Here is a 26224-nt window from a genome sequence, read left to right as displayed (position 1 = left end):
CACTCCTGCTTAATTAGGTACATGTCCAAGCGATGTCGGTTTTACGGAATGAATATTCATTCCGTTTTGTTCAAAAGAAAGATCAGAATCAATGAATTCTGATCGCATCCCAGCAAGCCTCTTCCACGCCTGCCAGCAATTCCGGTGTTTCCTCGATCTCGCCCGCCCGGCAAGACTTGTACAGCGATATAAACGCACCGTCAATAATCGCGATCAATGCGTCGGCAGGCAACGGACGAATGATTCCGTTTTTCTTCCCCTGGTCAATGAACTCATAAAAAAACGTGCGCAGGCGCATGTAAGCTGCCTGGCTTGCTTCGTCCAAATAGTAGCCATTGACATGGGAATCGACAAACAGCAAGGCCGTGAGATTTTTATTCGCATAGCTGACCAACTGCTTGGCAATATGAGCGAATTGCTTGCGCGAATCATTCGAGTCGTGCGGATAGCCCTGGTTCAGCGTCTCCAGCACATCGTTGACGCACTCTTGAAACAACGTGTTGACCAGCGCTTCCTTGTTTTCAAAATAGCGATACAGCGTCCCGGCGCCCACGCCTGCTTTGTCGACGATCATCGGAACAGTCGTGCCGTCGAAGCCTCGCTGTTCAAACAGAACCATCGCCGCTTCCAATATTAACTCCCGCTTTGTCTCAGACATGCCAGACCTCCTCACTTCGGAATGAATGTTCATTCCGTTTTGATTGTAATCAATTTCTCCTGAACCTGTCAAATCTTTCTTTCCTATCATCCGTTGACATGCAACCTTTTGGTTTCGTATACTGCAAAAAGCGAAACGTTTTGGTTTCGTTTCCATGTGCAAACTAGGAAACTACTTTCTTTTTACGGAGGCGTATTCATGTCCAACACCATTCCTGATATCGTTCAGACACAAGTATTTCAAGCTCCACTGCAAAAAGTTTGGGATGCCGTCGCTACAGCAGACGGGATTGCCGCCTGGTTCATGCCAAACGATTTTCAGCCAGTAGCTGGACATGCCTTTACCATCCATTCCCCATACGGCGATTCTCCTTGCGTCGTGCAAGAAATCGACCCGCCGAACCGTCTCGTGTTCAAATGGGGCAAAGACTGGGTGATCACGTTCGCGTTAAAAGATTTGGGAGAAACAACAGAGTTCACGCTGATTCATTCCGGTTGGTCTGCCGATACAGTAACGGAGTTTGGGGAAAGCCATGCCGTCGTCCGCGACAGGATGAACCAGGGCTGGGATTCTTCTGTGCTGCCTAAGCTGAAAGCGTATGTGGAAGCGTAAATGAGCAGCTCTGCCGCCAAGCATGACGTATTTCAAGCCATCGCCGATCCGACGCGCCGCAAGCTTTTGCAATTGCTGACCGATCAGGAAATGCCTGTGACCGCGATCAGCAGGCACTTTCCGATAAGCCGCACTGCCGTTTCCAAGCATTTGCGCATTTTGTCCGAAGCAGGGCTGGTCAAGGAGCAGCGTGTAGGTCGCGAGACGAGGTATCGGATGCAACCGGAGCCGCTTGCCGAGCTGAAAAGCTGGCTGTCCTACTATGACCGTTTCTGGGACAACAAGCTGACCGCACTGAAACGGCTGGTGGAAGCCGAGCAGCCTGAGGATCATTCGCTGACAGGGCCGCGTCTTGTGGAAACCAAGCGGGATGAGTTGTAATGAAAAAAGGATAGGGAAAGCAGCATTCGTGCCGCTTCTCCCTATCCTTTTTGCTTATTCGATATGCAAGCCGAACGATTTTTCGCCAAAAGACACCGTCGCAAGCTCTTGCCCGGACGTGTACACCACATCGGACAGCAGCACGCTCTCCCGCAGCAAATGCTCAAAACGGTTCAGCGCTGCCCGCAGCTCCTCGTCGACCGCGAGCGTGACAACTACCCGTTTGTCGATCGGCAGCTCCATGCGTTTGCGGTAGTCCTGAATGACGCGGATCACTTCCCGCACCCGCCCTTCCTGGACAAGCTCCTCTGTCAGCTCCGTCGTCAGCGCCACGTGGATTTGATAGCCGGATGCGGAGGCAAAGCCTTGTTTTCCTTGCTTTTCGACGAGCAAGTCTTCGAGCGGAACGCGAATCGGCTCATCGTCCAGCACCACGTCCAGATGCCCCGACTCCATCACTTGCTTGGCTGCGGCTGGCAACAGTTCTTTCAAATGCGCTTGCAGCCCGCTTACGAGCTTGCCGTATTTTTTGCCAGCCACTTTCAGATTCAGCTTGAAATGATAGGTGACAAAACCGTCGTCGCTCCGTTCCAGACGAATGCTTTTCACATTGATTTCGTCCCGGATGATGCCGGCAAACTGGTCGAGGCGAAACGGTCGATCGAGCGAGACGATCAGCTCGGATAGCGGCTGACGCGTCTTGATTCCGGTTTCGTTGCGGATATTGCGGGCCAGCTCGACGATTTGTCTCGCCGTCTCCATGTCGCGCTCAAGCGCTTCGTCGCGTACGTCCTCGTTTCCTTGCGGATAGTCTGCCAGATGAACGCTGCCCGCTTCGCCGAGATTGCCGTACATATCATCCGCGATCAGTGGAGCGTATGGCGCAATCATCCGCGCAAGTGTCAAAAGCACCTCGCGCAGCGTATGGTAAGCGGCGATTTTGTCGGCAGACAGGCCGCTTTCCCAGAAGCGGTCGCGCGAACGGCGGATGTACCAGTTGCTCAGCTCGTCGACGAATGCTTCAATCTGCTTCGCCGGATTCATGAAGTCGTACGTGTCCAGCCCTTTGCGCACATTTTTCAACGTCGTATGCAGGCGGGACAGTACCCAGCGATCCAGCTCGTTTTCAGACGCAACTGCCGGATGCTGCTGCGGATCGAACTGGTCGATACCCGCGTACAGCGAGTAAAAGGCGTGCGTGTTGTGGATCGTATCGATCACCTTGAACTTCGCCTCGGCGACGATCCGCTTGGAAAAGCGCTTGCTGCTCCACGGCGCGCTGTCCGACAAAAGCGCCCAGCGGAATGCATCTGCCCCGAACTCCTCGATCACTTCCCACGGGTCGATTCCGTTGCCTTTGCTCTTCGACATTTTTTGGCCGTGCTCATCCAGTACGTGCCCGGTCGAGATGACCGCTTTGTACGGCGCTTGCCCGTTGTAAAGCGTGGAGACAGCCAACAGGCTGAAAAACCAGCCCCGCGTCTGATCGATCCCCTCCGAGATCATGTCGGCAGGGTATTGCTCCTGGAACTGCTTGTCGTCGCCAAACGGATGATGGTACTGGGCAAAAGGCATCGAACCGCTGTCAAACCAGACGTCGATGACTTCCGGGGTGCGCTCCATCACAGAGCCGCATGTACAGCGCAGCTTGACTTCATCCACATACGGCTTGTGCAGCTCCAGCGACTCGTCGATTGGCACGGCTGCCTTTGCGCGCAGCTCTGCGATGCTCCCAGGCGCGTACTCGCTGCCGCAATCGTGACAAAGCCAGATGTTGAGCGGCGTTCCCCAATAGCGGTTGCGGCTGATGTTCCAGTCCACCAGCTCTTCGAGAAAATTGCCGAACCGCCCTTCGCGCAAATGGCCCGGATACCATTCGACTTTGCTGTTGTTGGCGATCAGCTGATCCTTGATCGCCGTCGTCTGGATGAACCAGCTTTCCATCGCGTAGTAGAGCAAGGGCGACTTGCAGCGCCAGCAAAACGGATAGCTGTGCTCGTACCGTTCCTTGGAGAACAACAGTCCGCGATGGGCCAAGTCTTTGACGATGTCGACGTCGCACTCCTTGACGAAGCGCCCGGCAAAATCGGTAATTTGCTCCGTGTAACGCCCAGCCAGATTGACTACGTTCACGAAGTCCAGTCCGTGCTGACGGGTCGTGCGATAGTCGTCCTCTCCGTGGGCGGGAGCCGTATGGACGATCCCCGTCCCGCTCGTATCGCTGACATACTCGGCGTCGACGATGACATGCCCTTTTTCCACGCGGACGTAGCTGTACGGCGGCTCGTATTCCGTCCCGACAAATTCCGCCCCTTTGTGCGTAGACAACACTTCATATGCATCGGTGAACACTTTGTCTGCGAGATTTTTCGCGACGACGTACACTTCGCCGTTTTGCTTCACGCGCACGTAGTCCAGCTCTTTGTTGACGGCGAGAGCCACGTTTGCCGGAAGCGTCCACGGCGTGGTCGTCCAGGCGAGAAACACTTCCTCCCCCTGCTTGCTGCGGAACTTGACCGTCGCGCTCAAATCTTTCACATCTTCGTAGCCTTGCGCTACTTCGTGAGAGCTGAGCGTCGTCTGGCAATCCGGGCAGTACGGACTGACGCGATGCCCTTTGTACAACAGCCCCTTTTTGTGGATCGTAGCCAAAATGTGCCAGACACTTTCGATGTAGTCGTTAGTGAGCGTCACGTACGGATGATTCATATCCGTCCAGTAGCCGATTGCCTCCGTCAGCTCCCGCCATTGCTTCTCGTACTCGAACACGCTCGCCTTGCAGCGCTCCACGAACTTCGCCACACCGTAGTTCTCGATCTCATGCTTCCCGGAGATGCCCAACTGCTTTTCCACGCCAAGCTCCACTGGCAAGCCATGCGTATCCCAGCCTGCTTTGCGCACGACGCGGTATCCGGACATCGTTTTGTAGCGCCCGATGAAGTCTTTGATCACTCGTCCGAGCACGTGGCCGATATGCGGCTGACCATTGGCCGTGGGCGGCCCTTCGTAAAACACGTAGTTCGGTTTGCCAAGCCGATTGTCCATCGATTTTTGAAAGGTGCCATCCTCTTTCCATTGCGCCAGCACACGCAGCTCGCGTGCCCTCGCCTTTTCTTTGACGTCGACTTTTCTCATCTCACTCATCCCTCCTATGATTGATGTCCGAAAACGCAAAAAAATCCCGCCCCCGAAGGGACGAGATTTCATCTCGCGTTACCACCCTTGTTCCGAAACGATCACGAAAACGTGACGCTTCGACACCTCTGCTACGTACCATCATACGCGCCCCTTGTAACGGCGGGGTCCCGGGTCAGCTTACTTTGTTGCGCTTCAGCTTTCCTTCTCGGAGAGGATTTTCGGCTAAGTCTTGAACGTTGGCTTTCAGCACTAGGCCAACTCTCTGGGGAACAAGGGGTTTAGCGTACTCTTTCTCGTCAATGAATTTGATCGGTTCAATTCGTACCTTCTTTTTACATCAGTTTTCCAGCTTTGTCAAGAAACGAAAGCAAGCGGTCTGTTACGCCGCGACCCGCTTCAAGCTTCTGCGGCTTTCCACGCGCGACAGGAACAAGCTTAGGACAAGGACGATCGCTCCGAACAAGTACGGTGCGTTCACATGCATTCCGTACAAAGTCCCCGCCACAGCCGGGCCAAAAATGTTGCCCAGACTCATGTAGGCGTTGTTCATCCCGGCGACAAAGCCTTGTTCATCCCCGGCCCGCTTGGAGATGAGCGTATTGATCGCCGGACGCATGATCGAGGTCAAGGTGAAGAACAGCACAGTCAGGACGAGCATATACCAGAAGTTCCCTGACAAAAGCATCAGCACCATCGTGACCGCCGAGCTGAAAAACGTCCAGTTGATCAGCTTCTTTTCTCCAAAACGGGAGATCAGCTTCCCGATCAGCATAGCCTGCACAATCGTTCCAGCCAACGCTCCGACCGTGATGATGATCGAGATGTCACGCGGCGTATAGCCGAACTTCGCATCTACGAAGAGCGGAAAAATTACTTCAAAGTTCGCCAGCCCGAAAGTCATCGTAAAAATCAGCACGAGCATGATGAAATACGACGACTGGAAAGACTTGCCGAGTTGCAGGAAAATATTTTCTTTCTTCTGCTCCGAACGGCGGGCTGCCAGCTGTTTGTCTTTTGGCAATGACTCAGACAAAAAGAGCACGGAGCCGATCGTCGCCACGGCCCCTACCGCCGCGGAAATGTAAAACGGCATCCGCAGCCCAAGCTCGGCGAGAAAACCGCCGATCCCCGGCCCGATCACGAACCCGAGAGACATCGCCGCGCCGAGCAGTCCCAAGCCTTTTCCGCGCTTGTCCTCGGTCGTAATATCGGCGACGTACGCGAGCATGGAAGGAATCATCGAAGCGGCGCCGATTCCCCCGATCAAACGGGAGAGGTAGAGCACCCATGTCTGTTCGGCCAGGGCAAACACCAGATTCGAAATCGTAAACAACACCAGGCCGGAGACGATCATGATTTTCCGACCGTATTTGTCCGACCACTCTCCCGCGATCGGAGAGAACAGAAACTGCGTCAAACCAAACGCTGCCACCAGGTAGCCAGCCGTCTTCCCGCCTGCTCCAAATTCTTTCAAAAACTCGGGCAAAATCGGGATAATCAAGCCGATTCCGAGCATGGCAATAAACATGTTCATCATCAAAAAGAGAATCGGTCGCCCGCTATTCTCTGCATTTTCACTTTTCATTGATCCAATCCTATCCTGTTTATTTTTTCTCTTTACGCTTTGAGCCTCGCCTTCACGCTTTCGATCACGGTGCGCCACACCGCAGGATCAGTCGTGATCGTTTCCTTGAACGTCCGATACAGCTGCTTTTGCTTCTCCTCAAAATCCGGCGCATCGGTCGCAGGCAGCGTCGCCCGCGCAGTTGTGATCATTTCCTGCACCTCTGGCGAGCGCGGCCCCCAGACACAAGCTTCGTAACCATCCTGGTCGAGGAAAACGAAAATCGGGATCGCCCGCGCTGTACCGTTCGTCAAGTATTGGTCCATCAGCTCCAGATTCTCGTCGCGAATGAGGAAGCGCAGCTCGATATTGCTTTCTTCCGCGATGCGTTGAATGACCGGAACGCACAGCGCCGCATCTCCACACCAGTCGGCTGTCAGCACGATGCCTTTCCAGTTGCGCGCGGACAGCTCCTTCCAAAACGCGAGGTCTTCCTCGCTGAACGTCAGCTGCTCGTAGACGCGGCTCAACTCTTGCTTGTTCACATTCATGCTGTCGCGATACTGCTCAAACGTCATTCCTTTTTCAAACCAACTGCTCTGATTCACGTTAGACATAATGGGTACTCCTCCTCTATATGCAAAAATGATAAATTATTGCTCCCAAATCGCTGACGTGCCCAGGCGATTTCGCACAGAAAAATGTCTGGCCTTGCCCGTTTGCACCTCAGTTGCCGAGTCCCGCACCGCTTCTGCTTTTGCCGCAAGCTCCAGGAACCACGCTTTGTCGCGAATGAGCAGCGACAGGTCGATCAAATCATGCAAAGATTCCAGATCGTCAAAAGTGCCTGTCGACATGCGCTCCAGCCATTGCAACGGGATGGCCACGATCTTGCCCACCGTGTTTTCGTTGTCGCATTTGACGACGTAGACTTTCGCAATGCCCCGCAATGAATCGACGGTTTCCACGAAGCCTTGAACCAACTCGCCATGCTTGGTCTTGCCCAATACCCAATCACTGATTTCCAGCAACTGTTCCCGATTCATACGAACGCACCACCTTAAAATGTAGTAAAAATAGTTACAGTTTCCAGTCAAACAAGTCGCTTCGTCTGCTTTGCTTATTCGCTGACCTGATCCTGACACGTGCTTTGACGAATTTTATCCAGAACGCTCTGAATGGTAAGCTGCTCCAAATACTTCGTGTAGTACAGCTCTGCTTCCGTAAAAATTTGATCCATCACGTTGTGGATATTCGCAGACACCAGGCAGGCTTCTTTCGGGTCACCCGAACACCAATGCGGCTTCAAGGTTCCTTTTGACATGGAATGGTAAATCTCGGCCAGTGTCACTGCATGCGGATCGCAAGCCAAAATGTATCCGCCGCCTACGCCTTCTTTTGTCTTCACAAATCCGTTTTTTCGCAGGATACCCATAATTTTGCGTATTCTGGCAGGATTGGTGCACACGTTTTGCGCGATGAGCTCACTGCTTGCCATATGTCCCGGTATATGAGCCAACAAGGCCAAGCTGTGAACAGCTATCGTAAACTCACTATTCACGTCTGAGACGGCCCCCTCCGAAAGTGTACTGTAATCATAATTCTTACAGTTAAGAATGTCAACAATTGCGGGAGGCGTAACTGTATTCCATATATGCTGGTTTTTCTTTTGCCGTGGTTGTGGTGGCGGTGGCGGGCTTGAGCGGGAGGAAGCCTTGGTCTGGTGCTCTGGCTCTAGCTGATGCTCTGGCTTCCGTTCTGGTTTCCTCTTCCCCTCTCATGCTCATACTGTTTAAATCAGCTTGACCAACACGATTTCGTCGCGAATCGGAATCCCGTTGTCCGCGATCAGCGGAATCTCCGGCTTGATCGCACGCGCTTTTTCCACAGCGTTGACATGCAGCTCGTGAAACTGATAGCCGCGCCGCTGATAAAAGCCGAGCGCATGCAAGTTGTCATTGGTCGTCACCAGCTTCATCCGCTCGCAGCCCGCTTCCTTCGCCGCCTGCTCCGCTCTCGCCAAAAGGGCAGAGCCGATCCCCCTGTTTTCCGCCAGGCTGTCCAGCGAAATGATTTCGCACTCGGTCTGCTCCAGCACATAACTGACATACCCCTGGATCGCGCCATCCGCGCCGATGTGCGCATAGCCGTCCAGCTCGTCACATGTAAAAATGCCGCTTCCGATCACCATTTGCGGACTTCCCCAGTTGGTGATGAAAAAGTCCGTAATGACGCTTTTCGAAAGTTCGCTTGCCGCTATGATGTTCATGCTCTGCACCTCTTTAGCCGTTTCGATTCTCCCGTATGCTAGGGCCGCACTTGCAGCAGTACCTTTCCCGTGCTCTGTCTGCTTTCTACCCATGCGTGGGCGTTTGCCGCCTCTTCCAGCGAAAACACTTTGCCGATCTTGACGTCGAGCTGTCCTTTTGCCAAAAAGTCGATCACTTGCCGGGCTGTATCCTGCAAAAGATGCGGACGCAGCTTCCGCGTCGTGCCGAAGCTGAAACCGAGCACCGAGCGGCAGCTTGCATGCAGATCAAGTGTGCGGATTTGCCCGATTTCTCCGCTCGCATTGCCAAAATGCACGAGTCGGCCGTACCAGGCGAGACATTCGATGCTTCGTTCGCTCACCCGGCCGGAGATCGAGTCCAGAATGACGTCAGCGCCAGCCCCGTCCGTCAGCTCGCGTACTTTTTCCACAAAGTCTTCCGTGTCGTGGCAAATGGCATGATCCGCTCCGGCAGCCAAAGCGACTGCGGCTTTTGCCGCGCTGCCCACGCTCCCGATGACGCGCCCCGCTCCGAGAAGCTTGGCCAACTGAATCGCCGTCGTGCCGATCCCGCCCGCCGCCGCGTGGATCAGCACCGTTTCTCCTTCGGCCAAACGGGCGACTTTTGCCAGCAACTGATAGGAAGTAAACGACACCACAGGGCAAGCTGCGGCTGTTTCCGTGCTGATCGAGTCGGGAATCGCGAAGGTGAGCGCCTCATCGGCAACGACGTATTCCGCATACGAGCCGTTCGCCGGAAACGCGATCACGCGCTGCCCGACGCGCAAATTTTTCACTTCTGACCCGACTTCTTCAATTACTCCTGTCGCATCCAGTCCGGGAATAAACGGCAGCTTGGCTGCTCCCTTTTTGCCGTAGCGCGACTTGATATCGGCAAAATTGACACTCGCCATCTCCACGCGAATGAGCACTTGCGCAGCTGAAATCTTCGGTATATCCACGTCCGTGTACTGCATCGTTTCCGGGCCGCCCAGTTGTGTTACCAAGATCGCCTTCATGAACATGCCTCCCATGCTGATTGGTCGCTCTTTTACTTCCGCATGAGCTTCCGATTCCCTGCCAGTTCCTGCCGATCAGACGCAAAAAACCGCTCAAGGCGTGAACGGTTTCTCGCTTTTTTATGCTTTTATGCTTGCAAAATGCCCAAGATTTCCGCCTTTTTCCGCGCAAACTCTTCGTCGGCAAGCACGGGCGCAAACTCGCTGCGCGGCAAGTCTGCGAGCAAATCGTGCCACGACTTGCACCCCTGGTAAGCGGCCTCAATCGGAATCACGACCGGCTGCGCCAGACGGTACATGCGGACGAACAAAATATGCAGCGGCTGCTTCTTTTTCCAGTGCAGGCGCACATCCGCAAAGTTGTCTGTCCAGATGTGGTAAGGCGAGAGCGCGCGCAGCTTGGCTTCGTCCATCAGCTCCACATCGTCGGTCACTTCGGCAAAATATTCGATGGAGACGGTCGTCTGATCACTCGACCAGCCTGCAAGCGTCGCATCCAGCAGATGGTGGTAAGCTGGCTTCACCATGTCGCGCTTCTGATGCTCGTAAGTAGGGTACAAGTAAAACAGATTGTTTTCCAATCGAAATTCTCGTGTTTCTTCGTATAACCCGCCCTTGCGGATCGTAATGATCTGCTCGCCTTCCCCGAGCGCTTTGACAGCGACCGCCCATTCCTTCAGGCTCAAGGGGGATTGCGGCTGTACGATCGTCTGCATGCAGTACGTCTCCCTTCTCTCTGTCAGAATCGTTTGATGACCATAGTCTAGCTTAATTCCGACTAAAAGGGAAGACATTTACAGCAATTGATTGACTTGCTGCACAGCGCGATGCAGACGCTCTTCATAGTCACCTGTAATCGTCACATAAGTGATGCCCCGCTCATCCAGCATCCGGCACAGCTTTTGGTGATTGTCCAGACGGATTTGCTCAGCGCCGTGGACGCGCAGGCCGTCATCAATCCAGGCGACATCCGGCGCGAGGAGCAGCCACAAATCGTAATGCTGTTCGCGCGCGATTTCGTCCAGCACCGGAAAGGAAGTCCCTGTGTAAAGCTCTGAATAAAACTGCGTGACGATCGCTTCCGTATCGATGAACAACAGCTTGTTGGCCCGCTGGAGCGCTTCGTATTCCTTCATTTTGTGCCCGTAGGCGATGTGCGGGAAATACTCTTTCGTCAAAATCGTGTCGCAGCCGCCCACCTCTTCGCAAATCGTGCGGCCGTACTCCTCGACAAACACGGTGTTGTAGATTTTGGCGAGATAGCGGGTCAGCGTCGACTTGCCGCAGCTTTCCGTCCCGACGACGACCACCTTTTTCACAAAGAAAGGCTGAGCCACGGCCGGAATGTGCTGCCAATGGGCGAAGACGCCCTCGTTTCTGATCCGGGTAGCCGAGATCGGCACCTGACTGCGCGCACCATCGAGCACGACGTGTTTGGCGTCCGGGTACAAGCGGCGAAAAATCGGATCATACGACTGCTCCGAGCTGAAGACGAAATCGATCGGCTTGCCGATTTTGCGCTTGATGTCGGCAGCGCCCGCCTGCCAATCGTACGTCTCGTCGCTCTCCGCGCCATCCTCCACCGCAATTACCCGCACATTTTCCATATCCTTGACCAGTGTCGACAGCCAGCGCAGCCTGACCTCGTACGGTATCGGCTTCATCCCCGCCGCTTCGCACAGCTTTTGATCGCGAACGGGGCTGTGCGAGAGCACCACGTACAGCTCGTCGCAGCGGCACGCCGCCTGGGTAATGGCGTAGACGTGCCCTTGGTGCAACGGCAAAAACTTGCCGCCGATAAAGCCTACGGTACCCATAGCTGCCCCTCCTTTTGCGCGCGATATTGGCGAATCCAGTTCAGCAGGCCGTAAAGCGCATTGACCAGGTAAGCCGACCACATGACGAGAATCGAGATGTCATTGCCGTCCGCGAGAAAAGCGACTACCCACATGTAAATCGTGAACAAGTCGATGATGACCCAGACAACCCACTGCTCTACCAGCCGTTTCACCATGAAAATCATCGCCACAATCGAGAGAACGGCTGTCAGCGAATCGATGAAGGGCAAGGCTCCGCCCAGCTGTTTCAGCACAAATCCGTAGGCGACCGTAGCGACTACGCACAGCACGCTCCACCAAATGCGTTCAGACGAGCGCAATACGGCTATTTTGACGTCGTTTTGCTTTTGCTCCGACACTTTGTTTTTGCGCCACATGATCAGTCCGATAAACTGCATCGGCAAAAAATAGAGCAGATTCAGCATCACTTCGCCGTAATACTTTTGCCCATACGCGACGAAGGCGTACAAAATCACATTGACGATGCCCGGATAGTAGTTGAACGTCTTGCCTTTGGCGACCAGCACGACACTCAGCATCCCGGTCAATGACGCGCACAAGCCGATCCACGTATCATCGAGCACTACGTACAAATAGACGGTGACAAGCGTAAACGAAGCCAGCCAAATCCGCTCGAACCAATTCCAGTCTGCCAAAAACCGGCGACTCATTGCGATCATGCGAATCTCTCCTTGAACGCCCGCAGGTTTTCCTGCCGCGCCGAATGGTCATAGATGGCGAAGACGATCTGGTCAAACAGCGGCGCGTACTCTTCTTGCAGCAGCACCTGGGCAAAGTAGTCCGCCACATCCCGGGCGTGATTGCGAAAGACGCCGCAGCCGTAAGCGCCCAAAATGATTGTGCGTTTCTCGTGCATCGCAGCCAGGCGCAGCACTTTTCGGATGCGCTCTTTCATTACAGTTGCGATTAGGCTGACATTTTCCGGTTCGCGCTCGCGGACAACTCCCGCGTTCACAGCCGGAGCGGTGACAAACGACAGCAGGTACGGCTCATCCAGCAGTTCGTCTGCCGCGTTGCGGATCACGGGCACGTCGGGCGAGTAAATCATGTAGTCGGAATAAAAGCATGTTTTCAATTGGCGATTGTACTGGTACATTTCCTCCATTTGCACCAGGCACGGATACAGTCCGGACGCCCGGGCCAAGCTTTCCTCCTGCGCCTGGCTCCCGCCGAGAAAGCCGCCGCCCGGATTTTTCGCCGAAGCGAAGTTCAGGCAGAGCGTATCGCTGCGCTTTTCCCGCACAATGAGCCTTTCCGCTGCCCCCAAGCTCGACTCGGAGGTCACCTGGATCGAGCCTCGGCCCGTTCTCGCTACCCCTGCCGCCGAGTTCTCGGTCAAATCAGCTGGACGATACAACAGAGTGCCGCTGACTGCTGTCGCAAGCTCGGCTGCGATCTGCACTTTTTGCCCGCGGCGATTCACGTACTCGCCTTGCTCCAATATGTGCAACGTTTCGTGGGCCGTTTTTGCGCGGCCGCCACGGTTGTTTCCCTGGCTCATCGTTTCTTCTCTCCCTGCTTGCGCCTATGACTGTTCCATCCACTCCGGGTTGAAGCGATAGTATTTGGATGGACGGTGTCCGGCATGTTTTCTGTATTGGTTCGTTTCCAGCACTTTGTCTGCCACCTTCCGGCGAAATGCCGCTGCGAGCAGCTCCTTGCCCAAAATGACTTCATACACCTGTTGCAGCTCGCTCAACGTAAACAGCTCCGGCATCAAGGCAAACGCGATATCGGTGTATTCAATCTTGCCGCGCAGCCGCTCCAGCGCGTACTGGATCAGCTTGGCGTGATCGAACGCGATATTGCCAGCGTCCACAATCTCGCGCTTCTCCTGCACGATCCGGTTGGCGATCGTCTTCGTAATCTTAATCGTGGCAGACAGCTCTTCCTTGGCATTGACCAGCCGCAGCTCCAGCCATTTTTCTGTCACCGTGCCGTTCTCTGTCGCCGTTTTCGTTTCCTTCAGCCACTTGTCCTCGATGCGAAACCACTCTGCCTCGTCCGCGTCATCCCCTGCCTGCAAACTGAGAGTCGAGCTATCGACCAAAGCCATGTAGGAAGTGCTGATGACTCGCATGCGCGGATCACGCCCGACGTCTCCCCACGTGTACAGCTGTTCCAGGTAAATGTTCTGGATGTTCGTTTCCGTAAACAACTCGCGCTTGGCCGCATCCTCCAAACTTTCGCGCGGCGAGACAAACCCGCCCGGCAGCGCCCATTGGCCCAAAAACGGATGTTCTCCGCGCTTCACGAGCAAGATTTGCAACGATTTGGGCGAGAGCTTGCGGTAGTTTTCTTCCTGTTCGTCCACTACGGTGAAAATAAGCATATCGACTGTCACGGACGGCCGCTCGAACTGGCTGGCATCGTACGTGCGCAAATACTCCTGCTCGGTCTGGCCTCTTTTATTGACAAGCGGTTTATCGGTCATGGAAATAAAATCACCTCTGTAAAAAATCGCTTATTGTTACGCATGTTTTGTTATTAACAAAATGTTATTATCAATTTGTTTTCATCATATTACTGCTTCCTGTTTTTGGTGTCAAGCAAAAAGCCCCCTGTCAGGACATCCTAACAGGAGGCTTTCGTATGTTTCGATGGTTAAGCCGCTCTTGCTTCGGCTTTCACTTCTTGAATGTACTGCTCTGCTTTTTGTTGGTCAAACTGGCCTTCCCAACGGGAGATGACGACAGCAGCCAACGCGTTTCCTACCACGTTGACGACGGTGCGAGCCATGTCCAGCAGTCGGTCGACACCAGCGATAAAGGCGAGTCCTTCCAGCGGAATCCCTACGGAACCGAGAGTCGCAAGCAATACGACAAACGATACGCCTGGAACACCGGCAATCCCTTTGGAAGTTACCATGAGCACAAGCATCAGCGTAATTTGAGCGCTGATCGGCATATCAATGCCGTACATTTGGGCAATGAACAAAGCAGCCAGTGCCTGGTACAAGGTCGAGCCATCCAAGTTGAAGGAGTAGCCCGTCGGAACGACAAAGGAAGTAATCGCCTTTGGACAGCCCATTTTCTCCATCTTTTCCATGATCTTCGGCAGTACCGTCTCCGAACTGGACGTGGAGTAGGCCAGCAACAGCTCGTCCTTCAAAATGCGAAGAATCGACGTGATCTTGACTCCGCTGATGCGGGCGATCGTTCCCAATACGACGAGGATGAAGAACAGCATCGCCAGGTGAACGAGGATGACCAGTTTTCCCAATGGAACAAGGGACGACAAGCCAAACTTGGATACCGTCACCCCGATCAGGGCGAATACACCGAATGGGGCAAAGCGCATGATCGCGTTTACAACCCAGAACATCGCATCGGCAACTCCCTGGAAGAAGGCGAGCACGGGCTTTCCTTTATCCCCGGCAGCGGCAACACCAAGTCCAAACAAGACAGAGAAGAAAATAATGGCCAACATGTCTCCGCGGACAATGGCATCGAATATGTTTTTCGGAACGATATTTACGAATGTGTCAATCATGCTGTGACTTTGCGTCGTTTCCGCTGTCTCAACATACGTATGAATGTCTGTTTTCGTCAGATGGGACATGTCGACGCCCACACCCGGCTGGAACAGGTTGGCGGCCAAAAGACCGACCACAATGGCAATCGTGGTAACGATTTCAAAATAGAGGATGGTTTTTCCGCCGATTTTACCGAGCTTCTTGATGTCTCCGACTCCCGCTACCCCAACGATCAGAGTGGCAATGACAATCGGAACGACAATCATTTTGATCAGCCGCAAAAATACATCGCCAATAGGCTGCAAATAGGTCGCCACTGCCGGGTTGCCATAGAAGATGGCACCCACCAGGATACCCAGAATGAGTCCGAGGACAATTTGAATCGCTAACCCAAACCGCTTCATTCTGACACCTCGCTAGTATAGTTTGAAAAGAATGGTTTGTCACACTATATACACATCCGTCTGAAACGAAGTGTTATATAGATGAGAATCATATCATGTTTTTTTGGCTACCCTGTTTTTTTCTATTCTTTTTATTTCTCTTTATTTTTTGACAACCAGTTCTTTTTCCGCAATTAGCGGGCAGATTGTGCTCGGTTCGGCAAAAATGCTAAAATAAGCCTACCGTAATACGCTGGACTCATTAAACATGAATGGAGCACTTTCATGACAATTCGGAAAATGTTGCTTCTGGGCTTGCTGTTGGCCGTTGCACTATTTCTATTGCCATACTCTGTCCCGTTTCTGCTCGCGCTTTTGACCGCGATTTTGCTTGAGCCGCTTGTTTTGTTCCTCATCCGTCGGGTCAAAATGAACCGGATGGGCGCCGTCAGCGTCTCCTTTTTGCTTTTTCTCGTCTCCTTTGGCATCATTTTGTACTGGATCGCCACGCAGATCGTCATTCAAGGGATTGATTTGGCCCAGCGGTTGCCGGGCTTTTCCCAGCACTTGTTCGAGCTGGTGGAATCGTACCTGTTGAGCTGGGAAAGCTACTACGCTACTTTGCCGGCAGACACGGTCGTACAAATCCAGAGCGTCTTTGCCGGATTAAAAAACTGGGCGATCACGAGCGCGTCAGGCGTCGCCAGAGCGATTCTCGGAGCCGTTGCGATCATCCCCGGCTTTTTGATCAGCACGATCATTTACCTGGTCGCGCTGTTCCTGATCAGTCTGGATCTGCCAAGGCTGCGGGCTGGCTTCCTGCGGATGTTCACCGTGTCGGCCAGAGAGAAGGTCAATGTTGTCTTTTCCCAGTTGAACCGCGCCACCGTCGGATTTTTGCGCGCACAAATCATCCTCAGTCTCCTGACGTTTTTGCTTTCGTTTTTGGGGCTGCTCATCTTGCACGTAAAATACGCGGCTGTCGTCGCTTTGCTGATCGTACTCGTCGATATTTTACCCATTCTCGGAACAGGTTCTTTTCTCGTTCCGTGGGCGGTCTACAACTTTTTGACCGGAAATGCCCGCCTGGGGATCGGGCTGATTATCCTGTTCCTCGTCATTACCGTTGTCCGGCGCATTATTGAGCCGAAAGTTCTCGCGTCCAACCTCGGGATCAGCGCCCTGGCGGCTCTCGTCAGCCTCTTCCTCGGTTTTCAGGTCATGGGATTTTTCGGGTTAATTATCGGCCCCGCGCTGGTGATCATTTACGAAGCCTTGCGCAAGGCGGGCTTTTTGAACTTCAAAATTGATTTTTAAAACGCAGGCCGCGGCGTTGGACGTCTATATGAAGCAACAGCAAAAAACCGCCTGGACAATCCAGACGGTTTTCTTATTCCTTGGGGGAGACGCGGGCCAACAGATCGACGAGATGTACAGCTTCCATGCGCCCGTCCAATCCGGCGCGGTGAATCCCGGCCTTCATCTGAAGCAGGCAGCCCGGATTCGAGGTGACGAGAATGTCCGCTTGCGTCTTTGCGACGTGCCCCATTTTTTCATCCAGCAAACCGGAAGCCATCTCGGGCTGGAGCAAGTTGTAGATGCCTGCCGAGCCGCAGCAGCGCTCCCCTTCAAACAGCGGGACATACGTTGCACCGGGGATCGCTTTCAGCAGTTGGACAGGTTCGTTGCTCACCTTCATCCCGTTGCGCAGGTGACAGGAAGACTGATAGGTGATTCGCTGCGGCAAGGACTGCCATGTTTGCGCATCCATTTGCTCGCCCAACACCTCGCTGATGTCTTTGACTCGCGCCGCAAACCAGTCAGCCTGCTCGCGCACCTCCGCGTCGTCCGTGAGCAAATGGTCGTACTCTTTCAGCATGGCACCGCACCCGCCCGCATTGGAAATGATCATGTCCACATTCGCTGCGTGAAAGACCGCTACATTGGTCCGCGCCAGCTTGCGGGCGATGCCGCGCTCTCCGCTATGGGCATGGAGCGCGCCACAGCAAACCTGACCGGGCACGATGACAACCTCGCAGCCCGCTTCGGCGAGCAAGCGCACCGTATTTTTGTTCGTCTCCTGAAACAACACATCCATAATACAGCCGGAAAACATCCCGACCCGATACTTGCGTTCCCCGATGGCCGGGATGACCGCAGCTTGCCATTCGTCCGCGAGACTGCCAGCGGCTGCTTCCGGCATGATCGCTTCCATCTCCCGCAAGTGCCGGGGCAGCCAGAACAGCAAGCCCAGCTTGCGCACTGCCTGTTGCAGCCCGGAGCGTTGGTAAAAGCGCAGCAGTCGGCCGAGCTGTCGCAGCCGCTTTTGCTCGGGAAACAGATGCACAAAAGCGAGCTTGCGCACGGCTTTGACCCACCACGGGTGCTGCTGCACGTCCTCGATCGCCTCCCGCGTCTGCTCGATCAGTTGTCCATAAGACACGCCAGCCGGACAAACTGGCTCGCACGCCCGGCAGCCCAGGCACAAATTCATCTGGTCGACAAAGTCTTTGTCCGGTTCCATGACGCCGTCTGCCACCGCTTTCATCAGGGCTATCCGGCCGCGCGGAGATGCCGCCTCATAGCCTGTCTCGCGAAACGTCGGACAAGCTGGCTGACAAAAGCCGCAGCGCATGCAATTGGACAATTCCTCGTAATCCAGCTTTTTGACGAGCGCTTCTTTAAGCACGCTGCACCACCACTCTCTGGCGCGACTCTTTGGCGAACATTTTTCCCGGATTCAGCAAATGATTTGGGTCAAAAGCTTGCTTGATTCCCTTCATCACTTCCATTCCGGCAGCCCCTGCTTTCCATTCCAAATAGGGCGCTTTGACGATTCCGACGCCGTGCTCTCCGGTAATCGTCCCGCCCAGCTCGATCGCTGCGGCGAATATTTCTTCAAAAGCGTGCTCCACGCGCTCGATTTCCTCCGTATTCCGGGCATCGGTCATACAGGTCGGGTGCAAATTGCCGTCTCCCGCGTGGCCAAAGGTGCAGATTTGCAGCCCGTAGCGGCTGGCGATTTCCTGAATGGCGGCGACCATCGAAGCAATGGCTGCGCGCGGCACAGTCGCATCCTCCAAAATCGTCGTCGGCCGCATTCTGGACAGGGCGGCAAGCGCACTCCGTCTCGCCGTCATGACTTCGTCCGCTTCTTCCGCTGTCGTCGCCACTTTGATTTGTACCGCAGCGTTTTTTTGGCAGATCGCAGCAATTTTGTCCATATCCTGATCGACCGTCAGCGGGTCGCCATCTTGTCCGATCAGCAAAATGGCCGCCACGTCTGTAGGAAGCCCGATCTTTTTGAACTCCTCGACAACGCGAATCGTGCCCTGATCGAGAAACTCCAGCGTGCCGGGAATGATCCGGTTGGCGATAATGTCCGACACCGACTTCGCCGCCTGCGCCATATCCGCGTACATCGCCAGCATGACCCGCTGCGTCTGCGGCTTGGGAATCAGCTTCAAAATCGCCTCCGTGATGATCGCCAGCGTCCCTTCGCTGCCTACCAGAAGCTTCGTCAGATCGTAGCCCGCTACGTCCTTCATCAGCTTTCCTCCGGTGCGAATCATCTCTCCGCTCGGCAGCACCGCTTCCAGTCCCAATACGTAATCTTTGGTCGTGCCGTACTTCAAACCGCGCAGTCCGCCCGAATTGAGCGCAATATTCCCGCCAATGGTCGAAATGACCATGCTCCCCGGATCGGGCGGATAAAACAGTCCGCGCGCTTCCACCGCCTGATGAATGTCGACTGTCCGTACTCCCGGCTGAACCGTAATCGTCAAGTTTTGCTCGTCGATCTCCACGATTTGATTCATGCGGTTGAGCACCAGCACAATGCCGCCTCCCAGCGGAATCGTCCCGCCGCACAAGTTGGAGCCAGCGCCGCGTGTCACGACGGGAATCCGGGCGGAGGCGCATAGCCGCATCACCTCCTGAACTTCTGCGGTGCTCCCCGGCATGACTACGGCATCGGGCAAAGCTTGTTGCATAGGAGTCGCGTCATACGAATAGGCTACAAGCGCTTCCTGGCTGTCCAGGCAATGTTTCTCGCCGACAATGGCCCGAAGCTGTGCGCGAATCGGTGCAGGCAACATCCAAAATCTCTCCCTTCCGGCAATCCCTTTCTGCATCCATCCATCAATCGTTCAAATATTCGCTCTTTATCATCCGTTTTCATTTTATGTAATGAAATTACGTTAGTAAAATCGTTTTTAGTAAATTTTATTTCAAAAGATTTTTTCACCCCCAAACAAAAAAAGACGCAATACGCGCCTTTTTTCTGTGTACACCTCGTTAGCTTGCGTTCTTCTGGTCATCCAGCTCAGCCTCGATCCGGGAAGCGCTGGATGTTTCGCCCATGCGCCAGTACGTAATCAGGCTGATCGCAATACAGCCGGCGACATAGTAGTAGAAGAGCGATTCAGAGCCGATGTTTTTCAAGCCGAGGGCGATAAATTCAGCCGTTCCCCCGAAGACGGCAACCGTGATCGCATACGGGAAGCCTACGCCCAATGCGCGAATTTCCGTCGGGAACAGCTCGGCTTTCACAATCGCGTTGATCGAAGTGTAGCCAGTGACGATGATCAGCCCTGTCAGCATCAAGACGAAGGCAACCATCGGACTTTTTGTTTGCTCCATCAACAGGAACATCGGCACCGTAAACAGCGTTCCCAAAATACCGAATCCCATCAGGAGCGGACGACGGCCGATCCGGTCAGACAGCCTTCCGGCAATCGGTTGCAGCACGACGAAGACGAGCAACGCCGTGAAGTTGATCCAGCTTACCGTTTCTTTCGGAAGCCCCACGGTGTTGACCATGAACTTTTGCAAATACGTCGTGTACGTGTTGAAAGCAATCGTTCCGCCGAGCGTCAGTCCGACGACGGTCAGCACAGCCTTCGGATGCTTCATCAGCGCGCGAAGGGTACCCGCGCTTTCCTTGCTCTTCTTCTCCATCTTCGAAAATTGCTCCGACTCATCCATCGAGCGGCGCAGCCAGAGGACAGCCAAAGCTCCAAGCGCCCCGATCACGAACGGAATGCGCCAGCCCCATGCATGCATGTCCGCTTCGCTGAGAACTTGCTGAAGGACGATTTGCACCCCGAGGGCAAGCAACTGTCCGGCGATTAACGTAACGTACTGGAAGCTGGAGTAGAAGCCGCGGCGTCCGCTGCTCGCCATCTCTGACAAATAAGTAGCGGAAGTTCCGTATTCTCCACCCAGTGACAAACCTTGCAGCAGGCGCGCGAGAACGAGAATAATAGGCGCATAAATGCCAATCGTGCTATAGCCTGGCGTCAAGGCGATAATCAAGGAACCGCTGGCCATCACCGTAATCGACAGCGTCAATGCTGCGCGTCTGCCGTGACGGTCGGCGTAACGCCCCATCAGCAAGCTTCCGATTGGACGCATTAAAAAGCCGATGGCAAAAATCGCTGCGGTGTTGAGCAGTTGGCTGGTCGGATCACCTTTCGGGAAAAACTCGGACGAGAAGTACACTGCGAATGCGGAATACACATACCAGTCGTACCATTCAATCAGGTTTCCGATCGAACCTTTGAAAATGTTGCCCGTGATGCGTCGCGAATTGGCGCGATCGTTTGCTTGACTCACTTTTTTTCCTCCTCCAAATGTAATCGGTTTCAAAAATCATTCGCGAATATACAAAAGCAAGTTGCATGCCAAACCAGTCGCAAACTGCTGGCAGGTCACAGGCAAACGATTCTGAGCGCGCGCTATCCATGGAATTTTCCGATCTGCCAAAATGTTTCGTCTAGCAAATCAGCCGCCTGCGTCCATCTGTATTTTTCTTGGCCCACACAAAAACCCGGCAAAAAACTCCGGTTGAGGCGGAATTTTTTGCCGGGTCGGTAACATGACGCGTACTTTTTTTCCTTTACGGCTGTGGCTCCTTCGCTCGGGCCAGCTCCGCGTAGTACAAGGCTGCTCCCGGATGAAGCGGAACGACCAGGTTTTCGCCCGCTTTTTGCCTGTCGATTTGCTTCGCGGCTTCATGGGCATGTTGCAAGGCGTCCAGATTTTCGAAAAAGGCTTTCGTCAGCCGATACACTTGTTCGTTGGGCAAATCGGAGCGAACCAAAAGAATATTGCGGATCGCAACCGTCGGGATCGCTTTTTCGTTTTGGTAGACGCCAGGCGGAAGCTGGGCTTTTTCGAAAAAGGCAAACCGTTTGGTCAGCTTTTCGATATGCTCGGGAAAGATCGGGACGATTTGCACCTCATCGGTGGATTGCAGCGCGAGCACAGCCGTGTTGGGCAAGCCGGACGTGACGAAGGCTGCGTCAATCGCATTGGTTTTCAACTGCTCGATCGCCTCCGAGTAAGACAAATACTCCGGCCGCAGATCGTTGTACGTAATGCCGTGCTCGTTTAAAATCATCCGCGCGTTGACCTCGACGCCGCTGTTCGGCGCACCTACGCCTACCCGCTTGCCTTTCAGATCGTACACGGAATGAATGTCCCGGTCTTTTTTCGTCACGATTTGCACGTAGTTCAAATACAGCCCGGCCACCGACTTCATGCGCGCAACCGGCCCGCTTGACTGGAAGCTCTCCAGCCCGCCGAGCGCGAACGAAGCGACATCCGACATCGCAAAGGCCAAATCGGCTTTTCCGCTCTCCAGCAGGCGCACGTTTTCCACAGAGCCGTCAGAGGAACGCACCGCCGTATGATAGCCGAGCTTCGTTTGATACACTTTAGCCAACGCTCCCCCGATGACGTCGTACGGACCTGACGCGCCGCCCGTTGCGATCGTCAGCAGCGCTTGTTCTTCACCGGGAACAGGCTGGGCCGACTCCAGCTTCGGAGCGCACCCGCCAGCGCTTGCCAAAAGCGCCAATCCAACAACGACAGCCGTCACGGCAATCCATGCGCGAGCCTGCCTCATTGCGCGCCTCTCCCGTATTGCTTCAGCTTCTCGCGCAAGCCCCGTTCGCTGATCGCAAGCTGCTTGGCCGTGTTCAACCGATGCCCGTTGTTATTGTCCAGCGTATACAAAATGTACATCCGCTCTGCTTCTGCCAAAGTCAATCCTGGCGGTATCAACAGCGCTTGTTCTTCTGCTGCTTGCACCTGGCTGCTGCTCCGCTTTTCGCGCACTGCTTCCGGCAAGTCATGCGGCCCGATCACTTCCTTTTCCGATAGGGCAACCGCATATTCGAGGATGTTGGACAGCTCCCGCACGTTGCCAGGGTAAGCATAGTCATACAGCTTTCGCTTGGCCTCCGGACTGAGCGTTTTCGTCCTGACCCCCATATTCGCCGAATACAAGGCCAAAAAGTGCTCCACGAGCAGCGGCACGTCTTCCTTGCGCTCTCGCAATGGCGGCAGATGAATCGGAATCACGTTCAGCCGGTAGTACAAATCTTCGCGAAACGTTCCTTTTGCCACTTCGTCCTGCAACTGACGGTTCGTTGCGGAGATGATTCGCACGTCGACTTCCTTGGACTGCTGCGAGCCGATCGGCGTGACCACCTTTTCCTGAATGACGCGCAAAATTTTGGCTTGCAGAGCAAGCGGCATCTCGCCGATTTCATCGAGAAAAATCGTGCCGCCATCCGAGCGCTCAAACAGACCTTGCTGCCGCGCGTACGCTCCGGTAAACGCCCCTTTTTCATGCCCGAACAGTTCGCTTTCCAACAGCAACTCAGGGATAGCCGCGCAGTTGATGACGGAAAAGGCGCGCTTTTGCCTGTCGCCTTGATAATGGATCGCCCGGGCGACCAGCTCTTTTCCCGTCCCGCTTTCTCCGCTAATCAGCACATGCGAATTGATGTCCTTGACCTTTTCCACCAGTTGAAACACTTTCTGCATGGCATGGCTCTTGCCGATGATCCCCGCGTACGTTTCCTGCTGGCGGACAGCCTGACTCAGCACCTGAACCTGGCGATGCAGCTGCTGAAAAGCGAGCGCCTTGCCGAGCAGCAGCCTGACCTCCTCCAAATTGAGCGGCTTGGTCAAGTAATGGTAGGCACCTGCCTTCATCGCCTCGACGGACGACTCGATGGAGCCGTAGGCAGTCATCATGATGACGACTGCGTCCGGCTGCTTTTCCTTGATCTGGCGCAAAAGCTCGATCCCGCTCGTCCCGCGCAAGTTCAAATCGAGCAGAATGCCGTCGATCGGCTCCTGTTCCAACAACTGCAAGCTTTCCTCTGGCCCGGAGGCAGTGAACACCCGATACTCGTCATCCAGGGCAAAGGAAAGCGACGAACAGATCGCCCGTTCATCATCAATGATCAAGATGTTCATCGCCAGTCTCTCCTTTCGCAAAATGCAGGTAGAACGTCGTTCCCGCTCCTTCTGTGCTCTGCACGGTAATTTCTCCCCCGTGGTCGTGCATGATTTTTTGACTGAGGTACAAGCCGAGTCCGATTCCTTGGCTTTTCGTCGTGAAAAAAGGCTGGAACAAATGCAGCCTGTCCTGTTCGCTCATGCCCGGCCCGGTATCGGAAATCGCCAGGCACACCGCACGAGCTTCTCCGGGCAGTACGCGAAACGTCAATTGCTTGTCAGTAGTTTGCTGCGCCATCGCTTCGCTGGCATTCAGCAACAGATTGATCAGCACTTGCTTGATCCGGTCCCGATCGACAAGCACGTCCACATCGAGCGTAGGGTCAAGCTTTGTCTCGATCCGCTCGCTCTCCAGCCGCTTGGCAAAAAGTCCCTGCACGGATTGCACAATCTCCAGCAGATTTTCCCGCTTGCGCTGCAACGGCTTTTCCCGGGAGTAATCGAGCAAGTCTTCGATGATGCGGTTCATGCGCGCCACTTCTTCGGGAACGTGCTCCACAAGCTGTGCGCGGAAGCGTTCGTCATTCAGCTTCCTCGGCAAAAGCTCGGCAAACGTTTTGATCGCGGTAAGCGGATTGCGGATTTCGTGAGCAATGCCCGCGACCAGTTCGCCCAACGCGCGCATTTTTTCCTGGGCAATCAAGCGGGCCTGCAAATGCTTCTGCTCCGTCCGATCCTGCAAGCAGAGTATCCCGCCCGTTCTCTGTCCAGCCCCGTTCGTCAAAGTAGCGAGGTAGTATTGCACAATCCGCCCCGTGCCATCCCCCAAGTGCAGCTCGCCTTCCAGCACGCGGGCATCCTGCATGTGCAAAAGCTCCCGGACGGGCAGCTCCGGCAAGCAATCCATTACTGACGTTGCTTCCGGCTTGTCCATGTTCCCCAGCCATTTTTGTGCCGCATGGTTGATCAGTGTAATCCTGCCTTCTTGGTCGAACGACAAGATTCCGTTGTCCACGCTGTTGAGAACCGTCGTCTGAAAAGCGAAGCTGTCCGCCAAAGCTGCCGTTTGCCTCCGAACTGCTTTTTGCAGCCTTTTGTTCCACAAAAAACTGCCCGTCAACACGACGATGACGATGCCCATCACGATGAGCAGCCCGTAGACCAGCTTTCGCCACCAGTCGATCGCCAGTGCGCTGTACGGCTCCAAATACCGCGAATACAACTGTTCATATACGCCGTTGCGGTGCAGTTGCGCCAGTCCGGCATTGAGCTTGTTCACCAGCTCGTAGTTTCCTTCCCGGACGGCAAACGCATAGTCGGACGGCGGAATCAGTCCCGTGCGAATCCGGTAGTCGCTCCCCTTGCCCGTTCTCTCCAGCATATACTCGGCTGTCCAGCGGTTGCCCAAAAACACGTCGGCCCGATCGAGAAAAAGCATCTCCAGCGCATCCGTCTGACTGAACGCAGCCAGCCTTTTGCCGCCGCGAATGCTCTCCAATTGCGACACGCCTGCATCGTCGCGCTGAATTGCCACGACTTTGCCCCGCAGGTCGCTGATCGCCGCAATATCCCGCATCGCTTGCGGAATGACGAACGCGTCCGCCGCGGTCAAATACGAGTCGCTGAAGTCAAACTGCGTATCGCGCGTACTCGTGTATTTCATCCCGACAACCACGTCCAGCTGTCCTTCTCTCAGCTTGATGACCGCATCCTCCCATTCGAGCGGAACATACTCGATCTGATAGCCATGCAAGGCGTCCATGCTGCGAATCAGTTCAATATCAAACCCGGCTGCTTCCCCGTTTTTATCCACGTAAGACAGCGGCGGCAAGCTTTTGTCAAAGCCGACGCGGATGAGCCGCTCTTCCTGCGCTTTCGTATGAGCGATTGGTACGAACAAGCCAACCAAGGTGAATAAAGCGATGAGCCATGCGAACCTGCGCAAAAAGCCCGCCTCCTTTCTCCTGCTCTTCGTGCCGTCCAGACGGGTTGATGCAACAAGCTTATTATGGACGAAGGAAGCATGCTTGAAAAGAATGCATGCGCCCGAACGCCAAAACTACAGTTACAGCCAAAACCAAAACCAAACAAGCCGAGTCTCCTTTTGGCATGGAGAATCGGCTTGCTTTTCTTTCCTCTGCATCTGGCGGATCGCAGAATGCCGGACGCCGCTAAATCTCAGACGAACAGGCTGATCAAGTTTCCATCCGGGTCTTTGACGATCGCATAGCGCTGGCCCCAGACGGCATCCCACGGCTCGCGGTGGCTTTCGTAGCCGCGCTCGACGACTTTTGCATACAAAGCGTCCAAAGCGGCGGCATCCTCGCATAAAAAGGCCAGCTCGATTCGGTGGCCGCTGGCAGGCTCCCAACCGCCGTAGACGCTTTTCGCGATCTCTACCGTGTCAAAAGCCAAGCGGACGCCATCCTGCGCCACTTCTACGTGGTGCTCCCCATTCGCCTCTTCTGGAATCGCAAGTCCGAGCGTGCGGTAAAAGTCCAGCGCTTTTTTCATATCCTGTACGACAATTCCTACCATATCGAGCTTGATTGTCATGTTTAATGACCTCCTGTCCTTGTTCACAGCTTCTCCCGCCAGAGCGATCCAGGC

The 26224-nt window shown here is 54.5% G+C and carries 24 protein-coding genes and 1 other annotated feature; of the genes, 3 read left to right on the top strand and 21 right to left on the bottom strand.

Features of this window, described 5'->3' with window-relative positions:
* Positions 1 to 88: 88 nt before the first annotated feature.
* Complete coding sequence (locus tag DEP07_RS25975) at positions 89 to 658, bottom strand: TetR/AcrR family transcriptional regulator (protein ID WP_173596179.1); 570 nt, start codon at positions 656 to 658, stop codon at positions 89 to 91.
* Between the two features lie 198 nt (positions 659 to 856).
* On the opposite strand from DEP07_RS25975, the gene DEP07_RS25970 reads away from it, so the two are divergent.
* A complete protein-coding gene (locus tag DEP07_RS25970) occupies positions 857 to 1270 on the top strand; it encodes an SRPBCC family protein (RefSeq protein ID WP_173596178.1) in 414 nt (137 codons plus the stop codon).
* Positions 1271 to 1651 (top strand): ArsR/SmtB family transcription factor, encoded by a 381-nt coding sequence (locus DEP07_RS25965; protein ID WP_122963073.1) that lies wholly within the window; start codon positions 1271 to 1273, stop codon positions 1649 to 1651.
* 54 nt (positions 1652 to 1705) lie between these two features.
* Here DEP07_RS25965 and ileS read toward each other — a convergent pair whose 3' ends face one another.
* From ileS to DEP07_RS25900, 13 genes are all read right to left on the bottom strand, one after another.
* Entirely contained in the window at positions 1706 to 4786 is a 3081-nt protein-coding gene (ileS, locus tag DEP07_RS25960; protein ID WP_287103219.1) for an isoleucine--tRNA ligase, read from the bottom strand.
* A 53-nt stretch (positions 4787 to 4839) separates the two neighbouring features.
* Positions 4840 to 5098, bottom strand: a binding site (T-box leader).
* Between the two features lie 70 nt (positions 5099 to 5168).
* Positions 5169 to 6374, bottom strand: coding sequence for an MFS transporter (locus DEP07_RS25955; protein WP_122963071.1), 1206 nt, complete (start codon positions 6372 to 6374; stop codon positions 5169 to 5171).
* 32 nt (positions 6375 to 6406) lie between these two features.
* Entirely contained in the window at positions 6407 to 6970 is a 564-nt protein-coding gene (locus tag DEP07_RS25950) for a thioredoxin family protein (RefSeq protein ID WP_173596176.1), read from the bottom strand.
* Positions 6971 to 7006: 36 nt separating this feature from the next.
* Positions 7007 to 7399: a hypothetical protein gene (locus DEP07_RS25945; protein ID WP_173598380.1), complete on the bottom strand. Its 393-nt coding sequence runs from the start codon at positions 7397 to 7399 to the stop codon at positions 7007 to 7009.
* Positions 7400 to 7473: 74 nt separating this feature from the next.
* A complete protein-coding gene (locus DEP07_RS25940) occupies positions 7474 to 7914 on the bottom strand; it encodes an Rrf2 family transcriptional regulator (protein ID WP_122963068.1) in 441 nt (146 codons plus the stop codon).
* Positions 7915 to 8145: 231 nt separating this feature from the next.
* Positions 8146 to 8622: a GNAT family N-acetyltransferase gene (locus DEP07_RS25935; RefSeq protein ID WP_173598381.1), complete on the bottom strand. Its 477-nt coding sequence runs from the start codon at positions 8620 to 8622 to the stop codon at positions 8146 to 8148.
* Positions 8623 to 8660: 38 nt separating this feature from the next.
* Positions 8661 to 9641: a quinone oxidoreductase family protein gene (locus tag DEP07_RS25930; RefSeq protein ID WP_173596174.1), complete on the bottom strand. Its 981-nt coding sequence runs from the start codon at positions 9639 to 9641 to the stop codon at positions 8661 to 8663.
* A gap of 128 nt (positions 9642 to 9769) precedes the next feature.
* Positions 9770 to 10357, bottom strand: coding sequence for a DUF1802 family protein (locus DEP07_RS25925; RefSeq protein WP_122963065.1), 588 nt, complete (start codon positions 10355 to 10357; stop codon positions 9770 to 9772).
* Positions 10358 to 10435: 78 nt separating this feature from the next.
* A complete protein-coding gene (gene nadR, locus DEP07_RS25920; RefSeq protein WP_173598383.1) occupies positions 10436 to 11458 on the bottom strand; it encodes a multifunctional transcriptional regulator/nicotinamide-nucleotide adenylyltransferase/ribosylnicotinamide kinase NadR in 1023 nt (340 codons plus the stop codon).
* Complete coding sequence (pnuC, locus tag DEP07_RS25915) at positions 11446 to 12159, bottom strand: nicotinamide riboside transporter PnuC (RefSeq protein WP_173596172.1); 714 nt, start codon at positions 12157 to 12159, stop codon at positions 11446 to 11448. Before pnuC ends, nadR begins: the two co-directional genes overlap by 13 nt.
* Positions 12156 to 13001, bottom strand: coding sequence for a TIGR02452 family protein (locus DEP07_RS25910; protein WP_173598384.1), 846 nt, complete (start codon positions 12999 to 13001; stop codon positions 12156 to 12158). The genes pnuC and DEP07_RS25910 overlap by 4 nt, the downstream gene beginning before the upstream one ends.
* A 24-nt stretch (positions 13002 to 13025) precedes the next feature.
* Complete coding sequence (locus DEP07_RS25905) at positions 13026 to 13934, bottom strand: NUDIX hydrolase (protein ID WP_122963061.1); 909 nt, start codon at positions 13932 to 13934, stop codon at positions 13026 to 13028.
* A gap of 170 nt (positions 13935 to 14104) precedes the next feature.
* On the bottom strand, positions 14105 to 15379 hold the full coding sequence (locus tag DEP07_RS25900; RefSeq protein WP_122963060.1) for a cation:dicarboxylate symporter family transporter: 1275 nt from the start codon (positions 15377 to 15379) through the stop codon (positions 14105 to 14107).
* A 264-nt stretch (positions 15380 to 15643) separates the two neighbouring features.
* On the opposite strand from DEP07_RS25900, the gene ytvI reads away from it, so the two are divergent.
* On the top strand, positions 15644 to 16675 hold the full coding sequence (gene ytvI / locus DEP07_RS25895) for a sporulation integral membrane protein YtvI (protein ID WP_122963059.1): 1032 nt from the start codon (positions 15644 to 15646) through the stop codon (positions 16673 to 16675).
* A gap of 73 nt (positions 16676 to 16748) precedes the next feature.
* Here ytvI and DEP07_RS25890 read toward each other — a convergent pair whose 3' ends face one another.
* The 7 genes from DEP07_RS25890 to DEP07_RS25860 form a co-directional block, all read right to left on the bottom strand.
* Positions 16749 to 18047 (bottom strand): (Fe-S)-binding protein, encoded by a 1299-nt coding sequence (locus DEP07_RS25890; RefSeq protein ID WP_287103218.1) that lies wholly within the window; start codon positions 18045 to 18047, stop codon positions 16749 to 16751.
* A complete protein-coding gene (locus tag DEP07_RS25885; RefSeq protein WP_287103217.1) occupies positions 18040 to 19455 on the bottom strand; it encodes an FAD-binding oxidoreductase in 1416 nt (471 codons plus the stop codon). Before DEP07_RS25885 ends, DEP07_RS25890 begins: the two co-directional genes overlap by 8 nt.
* 199 nt (positions 19456 to 19654) lie before the next feature.
* On the bottom strand, positions 19655 to 20974 hold the full coding sequence (locus DEP07_RS25880; protein ID WP_287103216.1) for an MFS transporter: 1320 nt from the start codon (positions 20972 to 20974) through the stop codon (positions 19655 to 19657).
* Positions 20975 to 21257: 283 nt separating this feature from the next.
* The gene (locus tag DEP07_RS25875; protein ID WP_287103215.1) at positions 21258 to 22268 is read right to left on the bottom strand and encodes a TAXI family TRAP transporter solute-binding subunit; all 1011 of its coding nucleotides are present in this window, start codon (positions 22266 to 22268) and stop codon (positions 21258 to 21260) included.
* A complete protein-coding gene (locus DEP07_RS25870) occupies positions 22265 to 23632 on the bottom strand; it encodes a sigma-54-dependent transcriptional regulator (protein WP_274875044.1) in 1368 nt (455 codons plus the stop codon). The genes DEP07_RS25875 and DEP07_RS25870 overlap by 4 nt, the downstream gene beginning before the upstream one ends.
* Positions 23613 to 25559 (bottom strand): transporter substrate-binding domain-containing protein, encoded by a 1947-nt coding sequence (locus DEP07_RS25865; protein WP_287103214.1) that lies wholly within the window; start codon positions 25557 to 25559, stop codon positions 23613 to 23615. Before DEP07_RS25865 ends, DEP07_RS25870 begins: the two co-directional genes overlap by 20 nt.
* 233 nt (positions 25560 to 25792) lie before the next feature.
* Positions 25793 to 26170: a VOC family protein gene (locus tag DEP07_RS25860; protein WP_122963052.1), complete on the bottom strand. Its 378-nt coding sequence runs from the start codon at positions 26168 to 26170 to the stop codon at positions 25793 to 25795.
* Positions 26171 to 26224: the final 54 nt, after the last annotated feature.

Source organism: Brevibacillus sp., from assembly GCF_003521185.1.
In the GTDB taxonomy this organism is placed as follows: domain Bacteria; phylum Bacillota; class Bacilli; order Brevibacillales; family Brevibacillaceae; genus Brevibacillus; species Brevibacillus parabrevis.
The sequence above is the reverse complement of the archived record's forward strand: the minus strand, read 5'-3'. Positions and strand labels throughout refer to the sequence as shown.

Excerpts from the sequence above, each read along its gene's own strand:
- DEP07_RS25975 (WP_173596179.1), bottom strand. The coding sequence starts at position 658 with ATGTCTGAGACAAAGCGGGAGTTAATATTGGAAGCGGCGATGGTTCTG.
- DEP07_RS25970 (WP_173596178.1), top strand. The coding sequence starts at position 857 with ATGTCCAACACCATTCCTGATATCGTTCAGACACAAGTATTTCAAGCT.
- DEP07_RS25965 (WP_122963073.1), top strand. The coding sequence starts at position 1,271 with ATGAGCAGCTCTGCCGCCAAGCATGACGTATTTCAAGCCATCGCCGAT.
- ileS (WP_287103219.1), bottom strand. The coding sequence starts at position 4,786 with ATGAGAAAAGTCGACGTCAAAGAAAAGGCGAGGGCACGCGAGCTGCGT.
- DEP07_RS25955 (WP_122963071.1), bottom strand. The coding sequence starts at position 6,374 with ATGAAAAGTGAAAATGCAGAGAATAGCGGGCGACCGATTCTCTTTTTG.
- DEP07_RS25950 (WP_173596176.1), bottom strand. The coding sequence starts at position 6,970 with ATGTCTAACGTGAATCAGAGCAGTTGGTTTGAAAAAGGAATGACGTTT.
- DEP07_RS25945 (WP_173598380.1), bottom strand. The coding sequence starts at position 7,399 with ATGAATCGGGAACAGTTGCTGGAAATCAGTGATTGGGTATTGGGCAAG.
- DEP07_RS25935 (WP_173598381.1), bottom strand. The coding sequence starts at position 8,622 with ATGAACATCATAGCGGCAAGCGAACTTTCGAAAAGCGTCATTACGGAC.
- DEP07_RS25930 (WP_173596174.1), bottom strand. The coding sequence starts at position 9,641 with ATGAAGGCGATCTTGGTAACACAACTGGGCGGCCCGGAAACGATGCAG.
- DEP07_RS25925 (WP_122963065.1), bottom strand. The coding sequence starts at position 10,357 with ATGCAGACGATCGTACAGCCGCAATCCCCCTTGAGCCTGAAGGAATGG.
- nadR (WP_173598383.1), bottom strand. The coding sequence starts at position 11,458 with ATGGGTACCGTAGGCTTTATCGGCGGCAAGTTTTTGCCGTTGCACCAA.
- pnuC (WP_173596172.1), bottom strand. The coding sequence starts at position 12,159 with ATGATCGCAATGAGTCGCCGGTTTTTGGCAGACTGGAATTGGTTCGAG.
- DEP07_RS25910 (WP_173598384.1), bottom strand. The coding sequence starts at position 13,001 with ATGAGCCAGGGAAACAACCGTGGCGGCCGCGCAAAAACGGCCCACGAA.
- DEP07_RS25905 (WP_122963061.1), bottom strand. The coding sequence starts at position 13,934 with ATGACCGATAAACCGCTTGTCAATAAAAGAGGCCAGACCGAGCAGGAG.
- DEP07_RS25900 (WP_122963060.1), bottom strand. The coding sequence starts at position 15,379 with ATGAAGCGGTTTGGGTTAGCGATTCAAATTGTCCTCGGACTCATTCTG.
- ytvI (WP_122963059.1), top strand. The coding sequence starts at position 15,644 with ATGACAATTCGGAAAATGTTGCTTCTGGGCTTGCTGTTGGCCGTTGCA.
- DEP07_RS25885 (WP_287103217.1), bottom strand. The coding sequence starts at position 19,455 with ATGTTGCCTGCACCGATTCGCGCACAGCTTCGGGCCATTGTCGGCGAG.
- DEP07_RS25875 (WP_287103215.1), bottom strand. The coding sequence starts at position 22,268 with ATGAGGCAGGCTCGCGCATGGATTGCCGTGACGGCTGTCGTTGTTGGA.
- DEP07_RS25870 (WP_274875044.1), bottom strand. The coding sequence starts at position 23,632 with ATGAACATCTTGATCATTGATGATGAACGGGCGATCTGTTCGTCGCTT.
- DEP07_RS25860 (WP_122963052.1), bottom strand. The coding sequence starts at position 26,170 with ATGACAATCAAGCTCGATATGGTAGGAATTGTCGTACAGGATATGAAA.